Source organism: Longicatena caecimuris, assembly GCF_018406465.1.
In the GTDB taxonomy this organism is placed as follows: domain Bacteria; phylum Bacillota_I; class Bacilli_A; order Erysipelotrichales; family Erysipelotrichaceae; genus Longicatena; species Longicatena caecimuris.
On the sequence record NZ_AP024510.1, the window covers coordinates 633085 to 651294 of the forward strand.

General features: G+C 38.5%; 13 protein-coding genes. 12 read left to right on the forward strand and 1 reads right to left on the reverse strand.

Translation table 11 applies throughout. From position 1 onward, the window contains the following. Window positions 1-41: 41 nt before the first annotated feature. A complete protein-coding gene (locus KJS44_RS03070) occupies window positions 42-1208 on the reverse strand; it encodes an IS110 family RNA-guided transposase (RefSeq protein WP_008689835.1) in 1167 nt (388 codons plus the stop codon). A gap of 275 nt (window positions 1209-1483) precedes the next feature. On the opposite strand from KJS44_RS03070, the gene KJS44_RS03075 reads away from it, so the two are divergent. The 12 genes from KJS44_RS03075 (at window position 1484) to KJS44_RS03130 (ending at window position 18201) form a co-directional block, all read left to right on the forward strand. Further along, entirely contained in the window at window positions 1484-2935 is a 1452-nt protein-coding gene (locus KJS44_RS03075; protein ID WP_008689834.1) for a glycoside hydrolase family 1 protein, read from the forward strand. Then, the gene (locus tag KJS44_RS03080) at window positions 2936-3754 is read left to right on the forward strand and encodes a Cof-type HAD-IIB family hydrolase (RefSeq protein ID WP_008689833.1); all 819 of its coding nucleotides are present in this window, start codon (window positions 2936-2938) and stop codon (window positions 3752-3754) included. It abuts the gene before it with no gap. Between the two features lie 191 nt (window positions 3755-3945). Then, the gene (locus KJS44_RS03085) at window positions 3946-4758 is read left to right on the forward strand and encodes a LicD family protein (protein ID WP_008689832.1); all 813 of its coding nucleotides are present in this window, start codon (window positions 3946-3948) and stop codon (window positions 4756-4758) included. A gap of 133 nt (window positions 4759-4891) precedes the next feature. Further along, window positions 4892-6205: an N-acetylmuramoyl-L-alanine amidase gene (locus tag KJS44_RS03090; protein WP_008689831.1), complete on the forward strand. Its 1314-nt coding sequence runs from the start codon at window positions 4892-4894 to the stop codon at window positions 6203-6205. 15 nt (window positions 6206-6220) lie between these two features. Continuing rightward, window positions 6221-8074 (forward strand): ABC-F family ATP-binding cassette domain-containing protein, encoded by a 1854-nt coding sequence (locus KJS44_RS03095; RefSeq protein WP_008689830.1) that lies wholly within the window; start codon window positions 6221-6223, stop codon window positions 8072-8074. 17 nt (window positions 8075-8091) lie between these two features. Further along, complete coding sequence (locus tag KJS44_RS03100; protein WP_008689829.1) at window positions 8092-9093, forward strand: oxidoreductase; 1002 nt, start codon at window positions 8092-8094, stop codon at window positions 9091-9093. Between the two features lie 554 nt (window positions 9094-9647). Continuing rightward, the gene (ltrA, locus tag KJS44_RS03105) at window positions 9648-10967 is read left to right on the forward strand and encodes a group II intron reverse transcriptase/maturase (protein WP_213540200.1); all 1320 of its coding nucleotides are present in this window, start codon (window positions 9648-9650) and stop codon (window positions 10965-10967) included. Between the two features lie 195 nt (window positions 10968-11162). Next, window positions 11163-12575 (forward strand): spore germination protein, encoded by a 1413-nt coding sequence (locus KJS44_RS03110; RefSeq protein WP_017144566.1) that lies wholly within the window; start codon window positions 11163-11165, stop codon window positions 12573-12575. A gap of 111 nt (window positions 12576-12686) precedes the next feature. Continuing rightward, window positions 12687-13034 carry a hypothetical protein gene (locus tag KJS44_RS03115; RefSeq protein ID WP_008689827.1) on the forward strand — a complete coding sequence of 116 codons (348 nt, stop codon included), beginning with the start codon at window positions 12687-12689 and terminating at the stop codon, window positions 13032-13034. Window positions 13035-13488: 454 nt separating this feature from the next. Next, a complete protein-coding gene (locus KJS44_RS03120; protein ID WP_244976554.1) occupies window positions 13489-15273 on the forward strand; it encodes an ABC transporter substrate-binding protein in 1785 nt (594 codons plus the stop codon). A 97-nt stretch (window positions 15274-15370) separates the two neighbouring features. Continuing rightward, entirely contained in the window at window positions 15371-16336 is a 966-nt protein-coding gene (locus tag KJS44_RS03125; RefSeq protein ID WP_008689825.1) for an ABC transporter permease, read from the forward strand. Window positions 16337-16347: 11 nt separating this feature from the next. Continuing rightward, window positions 16348-18201, forward strand: coding sequence for an ABC transporter permease subunit (locus KJS44_RS03130; protein ID WP_008689823.1), 1854 nt, complete (start codon window positions 16348-16350; stop codon window positions 18199-18201). Window positions 18202-18210 lie beyond the last annotated feature (9 nt).

Below are 18210 nucleotides of genomic sequence, written 5' to 3' on the forward strand. Positions count from 1 at the left end.
AAGAGCACAAAAATTGATCTTTGAAAATTAGATAAAATTGACTAGTAAAGAAGGGTTGGGTCGAATGATTCTCCAGTAAGTTCTAAATGATAAATCATACGTAATAGTTTCTTAACGACATGTGATTGTGCTACGCGGTAATTCTTTCCTTCATGAAGTTTCTTATAAAAGAATTCACGAAAAGTTATGTTATGAATAACTAAATAAGGAACTGCATTAAAAAGGACATAACGTAATTCAGAGGAGCCATGCTTTACCATTCTGCCATTATGAAAAGATGTTCCAGATTGGTAAATGGCAGGCTCTACTCCACAAAAAGCGCAAAGCTGTTTAGGATTACTAAATTTTGAGAAGTCACCAAATTCACCGAGGATAGTCGCAGCACTAAGCGTACTGATTCCCGGAATAGTATCAATAGGAGAATGCAGTTCTTCCATGATAGCTAAAATTTCCTTCTCAATGCTTTCTATTTGCCGTTCAAGAGTATTTACGATTTGAAGTGCAGAGGAAAGAATAAGGTCATTGTAGTTAAAATGATGCCCAATCGTATGCTTTGCTAAATCACGAAGTTCTTCAAAACTAGAAGTTGGAATACGACGAGATTTATTATGTAATAGAACACAGTCTTGATAAGTTAAACGTTTCATACGATCCACTGTTTTATATTTGTTTAAAAGAAATAAAGCAGTATCACTAAGCTTGTTATGAAAGAAAGCTTTAAATTCAGGGAATTCCACATCAAGAATATTCGTGATGATAACGTATTGGTCGCTACGAGAACGAATTAGCTTATTTCTTGCACGAGATAGTTGCTTTAGAGCCTCTATGTGGTATGATGAATACAGATAGGTTCTAGAAGCACCTGTGGATAGATATAAAGCGATGATACGAGCGTCAATTTTATCTGTTTTGGTTTTTCGATTGGAAAGTGAATCATGAAATCTTTTCACTAGTAATGGGTTGAATTCATGAAAGTCATAGCCAATGGAAGATAGAAAGAGTTTTAAATTCTTTCCGTAAATACCAGTTGCTTCTAGGCCTATCTTTATTTGTTGGGAATGATCAAGATGGTCTAAAGCAGACTGAAGTTCTTTGAATCCAGTATTTGAATTATCAAATGAAAAAGATTCAAGGACAGTAACACCTTCAGAAGTGCAGATGTAACAGTCGTGTTTGTACTTGGCAATATCAATGCCTACGTAATACATGATGAAATACCTCCTTTTGAAATAAGGGCTGTTGGTGATCACAGTTGTTTATTCGGACCTAATCTTGTACGAAATAAAACATCAAGTGTTATCTAACTAATCAAAGTTTGTAAATAAAAACTGTGGTCTGATTCTCCTTAAAATGGTCTACGCCACAAAAAAATAGATACAAATCCACAGCCCTAAGCTAATTATATAGCTTAATGAATTCCCAAGAAAGGAAGATATTATTTAATTACCTGTTTCTTGGTTAATTAAATAATACAAGAATTGAAATGAAACAAGTAAAAACAGGATTTCCGAAAGCTTTTTTATGGGGAGGCGCCATTGCGGCAAATCAGGCAGAAGGAGCATTTCTAGAAGGTGGGAAAGGATGGAGCGTTGCGGATATCTTAAAAGTGCAAGATGCTGGTGATTTGAAAAAGAAATCAAATAAAGAAACGAGCAGAAACGATATTGATTTCGCTTTACAGGATAAAGAAGGCTATTATCCTAAACGCTATGGGATTGATTTCTATCATACTTATAAGGAAGATCTAAAGCTTTTAGCAGGGATGGGATTGAAAACATTTCGCACTTCTATTAGCTGGTCACGTATCTTCCCTAATGGAGATGATTCTCAACCGAATGAAGAAGGTTTACGCTTTTATGATGCATTGCTGGATGAAATCATAAAAAACGGCATGGAGCCCCTCATCACTTTATCGCACTATGAGATGCCACTGCATTTGGCAACACACTATCAGGGCTGGTATAATCGTAAGACGATCACTTTCTTTGTGAACTATTGTGAAACCGTTATGCGTCGGTATAAAGATAAGGTAAAGTACTGGATTGTTGTAAATCAGATCAATCTGATACATCATGAATCTTTTAATCATCTCGGTATTCCCAGTGATACAGTAGAAAACCTTATGGAAGCAAAATACCAGGCCATTCATCATGAATGCACAGCAAGTGCGCTTGTCACTAAGCTTGCCCATCAGATCAATCCAGACTTTCAGGTAGGGATGATGGTATATGATGGATTAAGTGAACCATTAACATGCAAACCAGAGGATGTTTTTGCGAACATGCAGCGCAATCAAAGAGAATATTTCTTTACCGATTTATTGCTAAGGGGAGAATATCCGGGCTATATGCTGCGCTATTTTAAAGAGCATGACATTCATTTAGATATCCGTGAAGAGGATGAGCAAGTATTAAAAGAGCATCCGGCTGATTTTCTTGCGTTATCCTATTATTATACATGTGTATCATCAAAAGAATGCAATGACACGCAAGATATTAATGATGATGGGGCCATCGTAAATCCTTATATTGATGCAAGTGAATGGGGCTGGGGCATTGATCCTCTTGGATTAAGAACCGTATTAAATTACTATTATGATCGTTATCAAAAACCAATCATCATCGCAGAGAATGGTTTTGGCACGTATGATGAAATCAGCAGTGATGGAAAGATTCACGATGAACGCCGTATCGCTTATTTACGTGAGCATATTCGTAATGTGAAGGAAGCTATCATGGACGGGGTAGATGTGATTGGTTATTATCCATGGGGACCTATTGATATTATCAGTTGTTCATCCTCAGAAATGAGCAAGCGCTATGGATTTATTTACGTGGATCAGGATGATTATGGAAATGGCAGTAAGCGCCGTATCAAGAAAGATAGCTATGACTGGTATCGAAGTGTCATTGCCAGCAACGGGGAAGATCTATAAGTGTTTCCCTTTCGTTTGATTGCCTGTGATATTGATGGCACATTAAGCATGGACAATACATTATCATTGCGCAGCGTACATACCTTACAGAAACTACAACAACAAGGAGTTTCGATCGTGCTATGCAGTGGGCGCAGTTATCCGGATGTGTTAAGTTTGCGAAATCAACACTTGCTGGCTTTGGATATGTTGTTATTAAACGGCGCAATGCAGGTAAACGCAAAAGGGCAGATTCTTCATGCGACTGCGATAAAAAAACAAAGCGCAAAGATGATTCTTCAGATGCTGCAAAAAGAACCTATCGCAATCGGTTGTTATGATGAGACCCATATTTATTCTTTAGAAGAAGAGGATCGGCCTTCCTTTCAAAAACACTATTTGCAAAGTTTCACGGATACCACACCGGTGATGTCTTGTTTCAAGACGATTACGGAAACAGACTTACCTAAAACTATTTTAAAAATAGAACTTTTGGAAAAGGATGAAGAAAAACGCCAACGTTTACAAACACGACTATCCACCTTGCAAGAGGTAAAGGTAACAACTTCCGGATGGGATAATTTGGAAATCACTTCGCCGCTAGTATCGAAAGGGACAGCTTTACAAACCTATGTTGCTCAACACGGTTTCACAAAAGAGGAAGTTTTAGTATTTGGCGACAGCGAAAATGATCTTTCCATGTTTTCCTGTTTCCCTAACAGTGTTGCTGTAGCAAATGCCTGTACGCAAATAAAAAATGCTGCTCGTTATCATTGTAAAGAGGCAAAGGAAGATGGGGTCGTACAATTTCTTGAAATGCTTATAAAACATGCTGTTTAAGTACAGTGTGTTTTTTTTGACAGCAAATGTTGTAGAGCCACCTGCATAAGGAAAAGATAAAAAGTAGTGTATTTGTTTAAATTTTCATTGTTTACGCAATCGTTTCTGAAGACATTCTTGCGAAATTGTGATATTTCCATAAAATGATTGTGATAAAAACAAATATCTTCTATAATAGATACGGTGATTTTATGGAAGAATACATATTGAAAACAAGAGAAGATGGAACGACGATTACCGTGCGTGATTTACAGCTGAAATTGTTAGAGATGCTGAAAGATATAGATATTGTATGCCGCAAGCACAAAGTCCAATACTGGCTGACAGGTGGCAGCTGCTTAGGCGCTGTACGTCATAAAGGCTTTATCCCTTGGGATGATGATGCGGATATCGGTATGCTGTATGAGGATTATCTGAAACTGTTAGAAGCCGTTAAGGATCTGGATCCTAAGAAGTACATCGTACAAAGCTTTGAAACACATAAGGAATACAATGTGTTGATTCCGGCGATGAAGATTCGTTTAAAACATACGTATTGTGAAGAATACAATGCGTTATTAAAAAACAAATGCAAAGACAGTGATGGCATTTTTATCGATGTTTTCATCATTGATTATGTGAGTGAGAATCATGTAAAAGATTTTGTATGGCGCTGCCGCAATGGAATCTTGATGCTCTTGATTGCCGCATTGGAAAATCTACATATCAATCCATTGCCATTAAAGAAACGCTATGTGCGAAATGCGCGTAAGTATGGTAAGCAAAATCAAGGCAGTCCAATGATCGGTTTTGATCTGACATGGTGCTTTAATTCTTTCTTCCATCCGGTCGTATATCCAAAGGAAAGCGTTTTTCCGATTCAGTATGTTCCATTTGAAGATACGATGCTGCCGATACCAAAGCGGCCTAAAGATTTGTTGGATGCAGAAGTATCCGTGAATCATATGAGCTATCCGCCGAAAAAAGATCAGCAGCCAAAGCATATTAAGGATATTGCATTTTAGAAACGATGACGTAAGGACTTTTTCATGCTTATGAAAATGCATAGCATGGAGACGATATTTCTTATTAAAAGCTAGCTTATGGTAAAAATAAAATATCGTAAAACATAGTAAAAATTGTGAGGAGGTAGAAGACATGGCATATGTACCAAGACAGAGAAGATATAAAGTGCGCTGGAAGGTAGTGGCTCCACTGCTTGTTTTAATTGCGTTGATCGTGTATCTTTTAATTGGCATGTTTCTGCCTTCCAATCATCAAGAAGTAAAGAAATTCACGGTGTGTGGATTGAATGAGGAACAGACGATCAAAGCATTGCATAAGACAAGTAAAGAAACGATTAGCGTTTCGGATTATTTGTATTATGGAGAATCTTTGGATTTGTATGAAAAGAAATATTCACCGGAAAATAAAGATACGTTGAGTGGGAAAACCGTAGAATTAAAAAATATTTGTGATGGAAAGACAATTTCAATGACAATGGAAAATACAGTTGATCAAAAGATCTTATTAGATGAAATACCGGAAGGATATTATGAGGTTTCCATCATTGATAATCTGGTAAAAAAGCGTGTGATTTTTCAACAGCCTTTAAAGGAAAATGCATTTTATACGGCACAGCGTAAAGGAAAGGTCAATAAAGTTTCCTTAATTGCAGATACGCAGCTGTTAAAGGATTATCAGATCACCCTGGATAAAAACTATCTTTTCTTACAAGTAACTTCACAGACGCCGCGCAAAGGGGATATTGATGTGTTGATTGATCCGTTTGGGATGAATACGGATTTAACGTGGTTGCCGGATGAAGGTTCAAAGGTCAATGGGTTAAATGAAAATGATGAAATGTATAAAGCAGCGGTTTTAATGAAAAAGGAATTAGAAGAAAAATATGGATTGCGTGTTGCCATTACAAAGGCAAGTAAAGATGAAAAAGGGAAAGCCTATGGCAGTGATGGCCGTTTAGCAAAAGGTTATAAGCAGCATGCAAAATATTATTTGTTCTTACGCTTCAGCAATTATGCCAACGATACGATTCGCGGCTTTGAAGTAGCGCATAGTTATTATTCCAGCAAGACACTTGCCAGGAATTTGACCTATGGTGTACATAAGAACTTAAAAATGCCACTGTCACCGATGTATACTGGTTCCGATGCCGGTATCGTTACCGGGTTATTGGCCGAAGGGGCAGATGGTAAAACGATATATGATACGAATTTATATTTAAGAGAAAGTGGTGGAAGAGCAACACTGGCAGGGAAATACTCAGAAACAAGTCAAGAACAAAATGCTGATTTTGTGAATGCCAATGGCATGCAGGGATTAGAAATTGACTTTGTCTATATATCAAATAAAGAAGATGCAGCGCTGTGGAAAAAACAGAAGAATGCGATTATTAAGGAAACAGCGCGCGCTTTTGCCGAGGGAATCAATGCCGACAACACCACCAGATAAGGCGGGTGAAACAAGATGAAGTATCAAATTCATAAAGGAAGTAAATATTTTGGGGCGAATACGGTATTTGAGGATATTCAATTTGAAATCCGCAATACTGAAAAAATCGCGATTGTGGGAAGAAACGGATGTGGTAAAACCACCTTATTAAAAGCCATTGCCGAAGTAGAACCGTTGGATAAAGGGGATATCCATAAGGAAAATAATCTGACAATCGGTTATTTAGCACAGACAACGTTTGAAAATGAGCATGCCTGTGTCAAAGAAGAATTGGAAACAGCCTTTGCGAAGGTAAAACGCATAGGTAAACAGCTGGAAGAAATCAGTGAGCAGATGGTATATGACCATAGTGAAACCATCTTAAATAAATACGCCAATTTGCAGCAGCAATATGAGGATTTAGGCGGTTATACATACCATAGTGATATGATGACTGTCTTCACTAAGTTTGGGTTTCAGGAAGAAGATTTAAAACGTGAAGTTGCTACATTTTCCGGAGGACAGAAAACCCGATTGGCCTTTGTCAAGCTATTGTTAAGCAAACCGGATATCTTGTTGTTAGATGAACCTACCAACCATTTGGATATCGAAACGATTGAATGGCTAGAAGGTTATGTAAAACGCTATCCCAAAGCGGTTGTCTTAGTTAGTCACGATCGTATGTTTCTGGATGATGTCGTTGATGTCGTATATGAATTGGAATATGGTGTGATGCGTCGCTATCCGGGTAATTATACAAACTATGTTAATACCAAGAAAAGTGATGTGGAACAACAAAAATCAGCGTATGCGCGCCAACAAAAAGAAATACAGCACATGGAAGAACTCATTGAGAAATTCCGTTATAAGAAAAATAAAGCAGCTTTTGCGCAGAGTAAAATCAAATACTTAGAACGTATGGATAAAATTGAAGATCCCAATGTCGACGAAAAACGGTTTCATGCCCGTTTTACCCCAAGGGTACGTGGCGGCAAGCGGGTCTTAGAGGTCAAGGATTTAACCATCGGTTACGACCTGCCGTTGTGTACGATTACTTGCGATATTCTGCAAGGGGAAAAAGTTGCCATAATCGGCCCAAATGGGAAAGGAAAGTCAACCTTTTTGAAAACCTTGATGGAACAGGTTTCACCATTATCCGGTGAATTCTTATTCGGACACCAGATTGAGGTAGGTTATTTTGATCAGGAGCTTGCGCAATTCGATACCAATAATACGGTATTAGAAGAGGTGTGGAACGATTTCAGTGAACTGAATCGAACAGAGGTACGCACAGCACTGGGATGTTTTTTATTCAGTGGAGAAGACGTATTTAAAACAGTAGACTGTCTATCCGGAGGAGAAAAAGTTCGTCTATCCTTTGTAAAGCTAATGCTGTCACAGCCTAATTTTCTGATGATGGATGAGCCAACCAATCATTTGGATCTAATTGGAAAAGAAGCCTTAGAGGATGCTTTGTGTGATTATGAAGGCACAATGCTATTTGTGAGTCATGATCGTTACTTTATCTCAAAGTTGGCAACTGCGGTATTGGTCATTGATAATGGGAAGGCAACATATTATCCGATGCGTTATCAGGAATATATGCATAAAGATGAGGAACATGTACAGGCCGTTAAAACCGTTGAGAAAAAAGAAACAAAAAAAGTGGATAGAGGGATTCATTATGATCGCGAAGTAAAAAAACTGGAAAAGAAAATTGCAGAAAAGGAGAAAGAGCTGGAAGCACTCAGAGAGCTGCGTTTTGATCCGGAATATTATCACGATTATCAAAAAATGCGTGATTTAGATGATAAAATTGATGACGTACATAATGAAATTGAAAATTTCATGAAGAAATGGGAAGACTACAGCGAGAAACTGGAACAGTAAGAAAGAAGGATCTTCATATGAAACCATTTGAAACATCATTGCTTGGTCGTATGGAATTAAACAACCGCATAGGTATTCCGGCGATGTGTACGTATATGGCAAAGGGCGATGGCATAGCCAATTTGCACCATATAGCTCATTATGAAACACTAGCGAAAGGACGCCCTGCCTTTATCGTACAAGAGGCAACGGCCATCGCAGCAGAAGGCTATATCAGTGACGCTTGTTTAGGAATCTTCACGCCGCGACAGCGAGAACCATTAAAGGATATCGTTGAAGTCGTACATGATTATGGGGTGAAATTAGGAATTCAACTGAATCATGCCGGTATGAAAAGTAAATGTGCAGCCCATAAGGTATCCGCCATGGATAATGAAGATGTACATGCGTTGACAGCAGAAGAAATTCATCGCATTGTTGTTAATTTTGAATTTGCCGGTAAATGGGCAAAAGAGCTTGGCTATGACTTTGTGGAAATTCATGCGGCACATGGTTATCTGATCAATCAATTTTTATCACCGCTTACCAATCAGCGAACGGATCTTTATGGTGAGGATAGAACCTTGTTGTTAAAGGAAATCATCACCGGTGTACGCTCTACATTTGAAAAAGATGTCATCGTTCGTATATCAGCAGAAGAGTATGAAGAAGATGGCTTGCATATAGCCGATATGAAAGATATTGTGGAAGCTATAGAAAGTTGTGGTGCTGCCGCAATTTCCGTATCCAGCGGAGGATTAAACAAACATCCGATACAGACCTATCCGTTGTATCAGATTCCATATGCACGAGCTATCAAACAAATGACTTCTTTGCCGGTAATGGGCGTTGGCCTAATCACAAAGGAAGAAGAAATTGAAACCATTCTAGCACAGGAAGATTGTGATTATGTATTATTAGGAAGAAAATTGCTGCGCGATCCTTATTTTCTATTATCTTGGCAAGATGCTTTCGGTCTATTGACAGAAGAAAACATAGGCGAATGTCTGTATCGCGGCATACATAAACATGGTGAATAACATCATGTTTTTTTTGTGTGTGGCGGGCATGCCACATATCTAGGGTGAAAATCCCTCGGGGCGTAGTTATCGACGAACCCAAGAGCGACTTGCAAGTTTCATATCGTGAGGTATGGGAGAGAGGAAGCAATAGCGAAATCGTGGCTTAACGGACAGGAAGTCTGAACATTAAATTCAGACGGCTGATAATAAGGCGGCATTAGCGGATGAGATGGCATGAAGCATCAAAGTCCAAAAGATAACCGTAACCTAATGGCGTAAATCAGATAAGTAAACGAGGAAAGATATGTGACTTACCCCGCGAGGTCTCATTGACTCAGTAGGCGAGACGTAGAACGACGGGCAGTCGAGGAGTAGTAACAACGAACAATGAGAAGTCAGCAGAGGTCATATTAGGTAGAGATACTGAAGGACCGAACGTTTTAATCGCACGAGCAAAATGTATGTTTCTTACAATAATCAGACAAGGATATGAGTGAAAACGTAAATGAGCAAATATCCAAAACACGTATGATGATTTGTAAGAAAGCGGAAAGGAAAGGAGTGCACAAAGTATGTCAGAACTATTAGAAAAGATACTGAACAGAGAAAATATGAACAAAGCCTATAAACGTGTAAAAGCGAATAAAGGAACAAGCGGAATTGATGAAATAACGATTGAGGACGCCTATGTTTATATAAAAGAAAACTGGGAAAGTATCAGAGCAGAAATCACAGAAAGGAAGTACAAACCACAGCCAGTAAAGCGAGTTGAAATACCAAAACCGAATGGAGGAACTAGAAATCTGGGGATACCAACGGTAATGGATAGAATCATCCAGCAGGCAATGGTACAAGTATTAAGCCCAATATGTGAAACGTTCTTTTCGGATTATAGTTATGGATTCAGACCAAATCGGAGTTGTGAGCAGGCCATAAATAAATTATTGGAATATATCAATGATGGATATGAATGGATAGTAGACATTGACTTAGAGAAATTCTTTGACAACGTGCCACAGGATAAATTGATGAGTTATGTACACATCATCATAAATGATGGAGATACAGAGTCGCTCATACGAAAATATCTTAAAGCAGGTATCATGATAAACGGAAAATATGAAAAGAGTGAAAAGGGAACACCACAGGGTGGAAACCTATCGCCATTATTAAGTAATATTATCCTAAATGAATTAGACAAAGAATTAGAAAGCAGAGGATTACACTTTACCAGATACGCAGACGACTGCGTGATAGCGGTAAAAAGTAGAGCCAGTGCGAACAGAGTGATGCATACAATCACAAAGTGGATTGAACACAAATTAGGACTGAAAGTAAATGCGACAAAAACGCATATTACAAGACCTAATAAATTAAAATATCTAGGCTTTGGATTTTATTATGATACCAAAGCTGAGAAATATTGTGCAAGACCACACGCAAGTTCCATACAACGATTTAAGAGGAAACTAAAACAGCTAATAATCAGAAAGAACACAATGGCTTTAAAAGAAAGAATAAGACGACTGAACCAAGTAATACGAGGATGGATAAACTACTATTCCATATGTAATATGAAAACACATATGACAAGGATAGATGAACATCTTCGTACAAGACTACGAGTAATCATATGGAAACAGTGGAAAGTACCCAGCAAGCGACAGTGGGGATTACAAAAACTTGGGATTAGAAAAGATAGAGCAAGACAGACATCGTATATGGGAGACCATTATCAATGGGTAGTAACCAAAACATGTGTGGTAAGAGCAATATCAAAAGAAAAACTAGCCCAAAAAGGACTAGTCAGTTGTTTAGATTACTATATAGAGAGACACGATTTGAAATTAAAACGAACCGCCGTATACGGAACCGTACGTACGGTGGTGTGAGAGGGTGATTTATTTCACCCTACTCGATTCAAAAAGCAGAAACAGATAGAAAGATAGGATCATTGTGGAAAAGGAAAATAGGTTTAAGAAACCTATGTGATCTCCTTGAGAGAATGGTCAGTTATTTTTAAAACCTTGTTAGCAGTCATGGGTATAAAAAAAGGAAATCCGTGCATCTTAACAACAGGTGATATTATGAAGTATACAGATCGATGTAAACAACTGAATGAGAAACTGCGTTTGCAGGAAAATTTTGATATTGTTGCGAAAACTTTGCAAGTGCAGGATGTTCATATGACATTATATTTTGTTGATGGCTTTGTTAAAGATGAAGTATTAGAGAAAATGATGGAATTCTTATTAAAGGCAGATATGAAAACAACGGTACAACAGGAAAGTGTTTATGTATTTTGTGATCGTTTTGTCTCCTATTTAGAAACCGATGTGGTTGCTGAGGAAGAGAAACAGATTACAGCGGTATTAAGCGGTTCGGTATTAATGATCGTTGATGGCTATGAAGAAGGCATTGTGATTGATGCCAGAACATATCCTACCCGCAGTATGGCTGAGCCCGAAGATGATCGAGTCTTACGCGGCAGCCGTGATGGCTTTGTCGAAACGTTGGTCTTTAATACAGCCTTAATTCGCCGCCGTATCCGTGACACACGCTTACATATGGAATATCACAGTGTCGGTTCTATCAGTAAAACGGATATTGTCTTATGTTATATGGAAGGGTTGGCAGATGATGCATTGGTGCAGGATATTCGCCATAAGTTATCGCAGATACAAGTAGAAGCGTTAACCATGGCACAGGAAAGCATTGCCGAAGCGCTTGTCCCACATAAATGGTTAAATCCTTTCCCTAAGGTTCGCTATAGCGAACGTCCGGATGCTGCAGCCAGTAATGTCCTAGAAGGAAAGGTCATCGTTATGATTGATAATTCACCTTCGGTACTCATTTTACCAACGACTTTTTTTGATTTTGTGCAGGAAGCTCAGGATTATTATCTTCCTCCGATTACCGGAAGCTATTTACGTCTTATTCGGATCATGGTCTTTTTCTTAACCTTGTTTGTGACACCAATCTGGTATTATCTTAACTGCAATCCGGATTTCGCTCCGGATTGGTTTCAATTCGCTTTAATTCAGGATAATATGAATCTTCCTATTATCTTACAGTTGTTAATGCTAGAATTAGGAATAGATGCTTTAAAGCTTGCCAGCTTAAATACCCCAAGCTCCTTAAATTCTTCCTTTAGTATCATAGGGGCATTGATCCTTGGCGATTTTGCGGTCAATGCCGGATGGTTAGCTCCGGAAATAATTTTATATATGGCATTTGTGGCCTTAGCAAACTTCACTCAGCCTAGTTATGAATTAGGATATGCCATTAAGTTTATGCGAATGATGATGCTTATCATCATTGCCCTTCTGCCACGTTTTGGACTATGGATCGGGCTAGCCATTATGGCTTTTATTTTAGCATCTAATAAAACGATTACGCATACCTCTTATTTTTATCCCTTATTTCCCTTCCATGCCCATGATTTTAAAATGATTTTTGCACGTAAAAAACTGCGTGGCAAAAGTAGCAATCGTTCCTAATGATCTCTGAAATGCAATGTCATAGCTTCTTCCCTTTTCTGATCCATTAACAGATCGCTCAGACGCCTATGGAAATTTCTGTTATAATAGTAAGGAAGGAAAGGGATCTTAATGAAACATAATGCCATGAAAGAAGCCATCAAGGTCTGTGTCATACAGCTTATCTGCATGCCACTGTTCCTTTATACGTATACTCCGGATAAGCTATTTTTTTGGATGTTACTGCTTTTTATGGACAGCTATCTTTTAAAACACTATCATGTCATGGAATTTGGCCGTATGATGATGTCCAGTACCAAAGAAGAACAAAAGATGTTGACATTTTTGAATATCGGCATCCTTGCAGGCTATACCATTTTGGCATTTAAAAATTTAGCCTTAGCGGGATATCTTGTCCTAAACGATCTCGTGATGAATGCAGTAAGTATTTTTCTATATATGAAATCCATTGAAAAATAAGACGAAGAAGATTTATATAAACTTGATGGCACGTATTCTAATAAAAGTTATGTATATAAGGAATACAAAGCATGAAGAATTGATGGTATCGCTTACCAAATGATTGCTTGGATTCTACATATCCTAGCCCGTATGGCAAGTCAATATGTTTACAACCGAATGAACAAGTAGGAGAAAGTGCTTACGATGGTAAGTAACTTCTCTTTTTTTTAAAACATGGAATTTATAGGTGCGTAAGCGCTGTTTATTATTGGTGTACACATTTCCACAAATGTTTGAAAATGATGAATTGCATTGCGGTGTCATATGGTAATTTTCACAAAAATGTAAACATGTTACACACAATTGTAAAAAATTTCACTCAATTTGTGTGAAAATGACCGAAAAAATATTGTATTTTCAATTCTTTTAGAGTATAATATGGTCATTATCAGGAATGATAGGAGGGAAAAATATGAAAAAGCTATTAACTCTTGCAGTCGCAGCGTTAATGACGGTTTCACTTGCTGGTTGTGGCAGCAGCAAGGCAGAAAACAAACTTGTCGTAGGACAGGACAAAATGAACGGTGAATTCATCGAAGGTTTTGGAAATAACTCTTATGACAAATCCATCCGTGACTTAATTCATGGATACAACCCAGTTATTGTTGACAACGATGGAAACATTAAATGGGAAACGAAGGTAACACTGAAAGGTGAACCTGCAGTTAAGAACAACAAAGACGGTTCTAAAACATTCACAGTTACACTGAACGATGGTTTGAAATGGAATGATGGAAAACCTGTTACAGCAAATGACTATGTAATGACTTACTTGATGCGTGCATCAAAATCTTGGATCGATGCAAATGGTAACCCAACAGGATACGAAATCGAAGGTTACGACGCATTCAGTGCAGGAAAAACAGAAACATTCTCAGGCGTTAAGATGATTGATGATCATTCCTTCTCAATCACAATCGCTGCTAAGAACTTACCTTACTACTGGGAAAAGAACTTCTTGTGGAGTTACCCATTACCAGCTCACGTTGTTGCTAAAGATGTGAAGATCACTAGTGATGACAAAGGTGCTAAGATCGCTAAGAAAGATCAGGCAGCTATCGCTGATTATGTAAAGAATACTTTCTTAAAGAACCCTACCGTAACTTGCGGGCCTTACAAATTTGAAGGCTTCAAGAACCAGCAGGTACAGTTAACTCTGAATAAAGAGTATGCTGGAAACTGGGAAGGTAAAAAACCAAGCATTGAAAAGATTACCGTTAAAGCAATTGACATGGACAAGGATGTAGATACTCTGGTTGCTGGAGAAGTTGACATCGTTGCCGGTGCAATCGAAGCTGAAAAAATCGATAAAGTAAAAGCACAAGGAGATAAATTCACAATCTCTAGTTACCCACGTAATGGTTATGGTAACATGCCAATATCTTGCTACTATGGAGCTACAAAAGACGTTAACGTACGTCAGGCTTTAGCTTACATTGTAGATACAAACAAGATCGCTCAGGCAGCTATGGGTGCTTATGGTAAACCATGCTACTCTGACTACGGTGCAGCTCAGAAAGTTTATATTGACAACAAAGAATGGGTTGACAAAAACCTAAACACATATTCTTTCTCAATTGCTAACGCTAACAAAGCATTAGACAAATCTGATTATAAGTATGAAAAAGATGGAAAAACTCCATTCGATGCTAAGAAAGCTAGCAAAGATTACCTGCGTTACAACAGCAAAGGTGAAGTTCTGTTGATTTCACACTTAGGTTCTGAAAAGAATACCGTTACTGACAATATCAAACTGCAGCTGACAAAGAACGCTCCTCAGGTTGGTATCAAATATGAAATTACAGTTAAAGACTTTGAAACAATGCTGAACATCTATTACCAGAAACAAAAAGCTGAAGTTAAATACAACGTATATAACATGGCATCTGGCTTCAACGAAGTACCAGATCCAGAAGCTGACTACCATGGTAAATATGAAAAAGTAGCAAACTTCAACCCTTATGGTTTAAATGATGCTGAATTGAACAAGGCTATTGAAAACTTGAAAGCATCTAAAGATGAAAAAGAATTTTCAGAAAACTGGAAAGCATATCAGAAACGTTGGAACTACTTATTGCCAACAATTCCAACTTACACGAACGATTACTATGACTTCGCTGCCAGCAAGGTAAAAGGATTCAAGACTACTCCATTCCGTGACTGGGCAAACAGTATCTGCAATTTCTCAATTGAGTAAGCAGTACGTCTGAAGTAATATCGAAACACACGAGGGAGAAGATGGCTCCAAAAAGCTATCTTCTTTCTTAGTGTTTATAAATGAGAGGAGAATTACAATGCTTAGATATACAGTTAAGCGTATCTTGTCATTGATCCCGGTGGTCTTTATTATCTCCATCATGCTGTTTGGTTTAACAAAGCTGATGCCTGGAGACCCTGCGAAGTTAATGGTACAAGGTGGACGACCGGAAACATATGACGCACGAGTAGAAGCAGCAAGAAAGAGTCTTGGACTTGACCAAGATGTTGTAACACAGTATGTAAAATGGATGGGTAACCTGGCACATGGTGACTTAGGTGTATCCTCTACATATCAAACAGAAGTGAAAAACGTAGTTGCAGAACCATTAAAGAATACCGTATTCCTAAACTTCTTTGTTTTGATTTTTTCATTAGGAATCTCTATTTTGGTAGGTATCCGCTCTGCCGTAAAGAAAGGATCGTTCTTCGATCAATTCTGGCAGGTATTCTCATTAATCGGTATGAGTGTACCAACATTCTTCGTCGGTTTATGTCTTATTTTCATTTTCGCCTTCAAATTAGGCTGGCTGCCTTCTTTTGGTATGCCAGAGCAAGGCTTATCTACAGGAGCCTATATTACTTCCTGGTTCAGGCATCTGATCTTGCCTGTTACGACCCTGACCGTCATCCAGTTAGCCGGTACGATGCGTTATGTGCGTAATGCAATGCTGGAAGTATTGAGTCAGGATTTCATCCGAACAGCACGTTCAAAAGGTTTAAGCCAGAAAGTTATCGTATATTCTCATGCTTTCCGCAATGCGTTGATTCCTGTTGTAACCATTGTTATCACACAGATCGGTATGCTGTTTAGTGGTTCCATGATTACAGAAACCGTATTCCAATGGAATGGTTTAGGTTTCATCTTGTTGAAGGGTCTGCAAAAACGTGACCTGTGGCTGGTTGTATCCATGAACCTGTTCTACGTAGTCATTTACTTGATTTCCAATTTTATTGCGGATATCACGTATGCTTTAGTAGATCCACGTGTGAAGTTAGATTAGGAGGATAACAGATGGAAAAGAAAGACAACAAGCAAAAGCAATCAATCTTTTCTTCCTTTGGCAGAATGTTCAAACGTCTGTTCTCCTTTGGTGGAAAGAAAAAAGAATTAAATGTATTTGAAGAGGAAGAAATCAAATCACCTTCTAAGGTCATTTTCTCCAACTTCATACATAATAAGTTTACCATTATTGGTTTGATCTTATTCATTGGTATTTTCAGTTTTGCTTATATTGGCGGTATGTTCCGTCAAATGGATCCGGTTTATCAGGAACCTATCCTGCAAAATATCGGACCGGGTACTGGTTATTTGGATTTCCCTTCAGAATTAGAAGGAAAGAAGATTGTACAAATCAGTTCAGGTATTACATTCTCAGTTGCCTTAACTGATGATGGAAAAGTATATGCCTGGGGTAAAGATACCGATGGAGCTACAGAAGTTCCAAGCAATTTAGGAACGAATGTAGTAAAAATTGCTGCTGGTGACCGTCATGTGGTGGCATTGACAGACAGCGGTGAAGTTATCGGTTGGGGTAAGAACGACTTCCATCAGGCAGAATTGACTTATGAAGCCAAAGCCCAGCTGAAAAGCGATGAAAAGGTTATTGATGTATCGGCAAGTGATAAATATACAGCACTTGTTACGGATAAAGGAAATGTAATTATTTTAGGTGCAACCGGCGCAAACAACATGGATTATGTACCTTCCGAAATTCAAGGAAGAGTTGCGGCTGTTGATGCAAACAGCTACAATATGGTTCTTTTATTAAAAGATGGAACCATTGCAACCATGGGTGTTTCCGGTAATGAATTCTCAGATGTGCCAAAAGAATTAACAGATGGCAGCATTAAAATCGTAAAAGCAAAAATGTCTTATGCAAACGGTATTGCGCTTGATGACCAAGGCAAGATCCATGTATGGGGTGCAAATGGCGATAATATGCGTGATGGTGTACCGGCAATCAATGAAAAAGTCGTTGATGTATCCGGAAGCCGTAATGCGTTATTTGCTGTTGGTGAAAGTGGTAAAGTGTATGCATGGGGAAATGATGACTTAAATGATATCAGTGTACCTAGCAGTGCAACGAATATCAAGCAGGTTTTCAGTGGTTATTTCCAAAATTATGCTGTGGATAACAACAATGAAATCCACGCATGGGGAAATGATGGTTATGTATTAGGTACAGACGCTCAAGGTCGTGATTATTTCACACGTTTAATGCATGGTGGTCGTGTTACCTTAGTTGTTGGTATCATCGCAGTTATCATTGAAACCGTTCTTGGTTTATTGATCGGTATGATTTCCGGATTTAAAGGCGGCAAGGTTGATAATCTGCTGATGCGTTTTACGGAAATTGTAAGTTCTGTTCCATTTATGCCTTTGGTTATCACCTTATCAGCATCACTTGGAAATGATTTATCAACTGATCAGAAAATGTATCTGATTATGATTATCTTGGGTGTTATCTCCTGGCCAGGTATGGCACGATTAGTACGTGCACAGATCTTGATCGAACGTGAAAAGGACTTCGTACTTGCTGCGCGTGCTTTGGGTATTAAAGAAGGCTCTATCATTGTTCGTCATATCTTACCAAACGTTATGAATATCTGTATCGTAAATATGACCTTAAGTTATGCCGATAAGATGCTGATGGAGGCTGCATTATCCTTCCTGGGATTTGGTGTTCAAGAACCGATGCCGTCGTGGGGTAACATGTTAAATGGAGCGCAGCGAGCGATCGTTATCGAGAACTATTGGTGGCAATGGATCACACCTGCTGTCTGCGTCGTGATTGCCGCATTGGGTGTTAACCTGGTCGGCGATGCATTACGTGAAGCCTTAGATCCAAAAGAGAATGAGAAGTAGGGGTGAAGA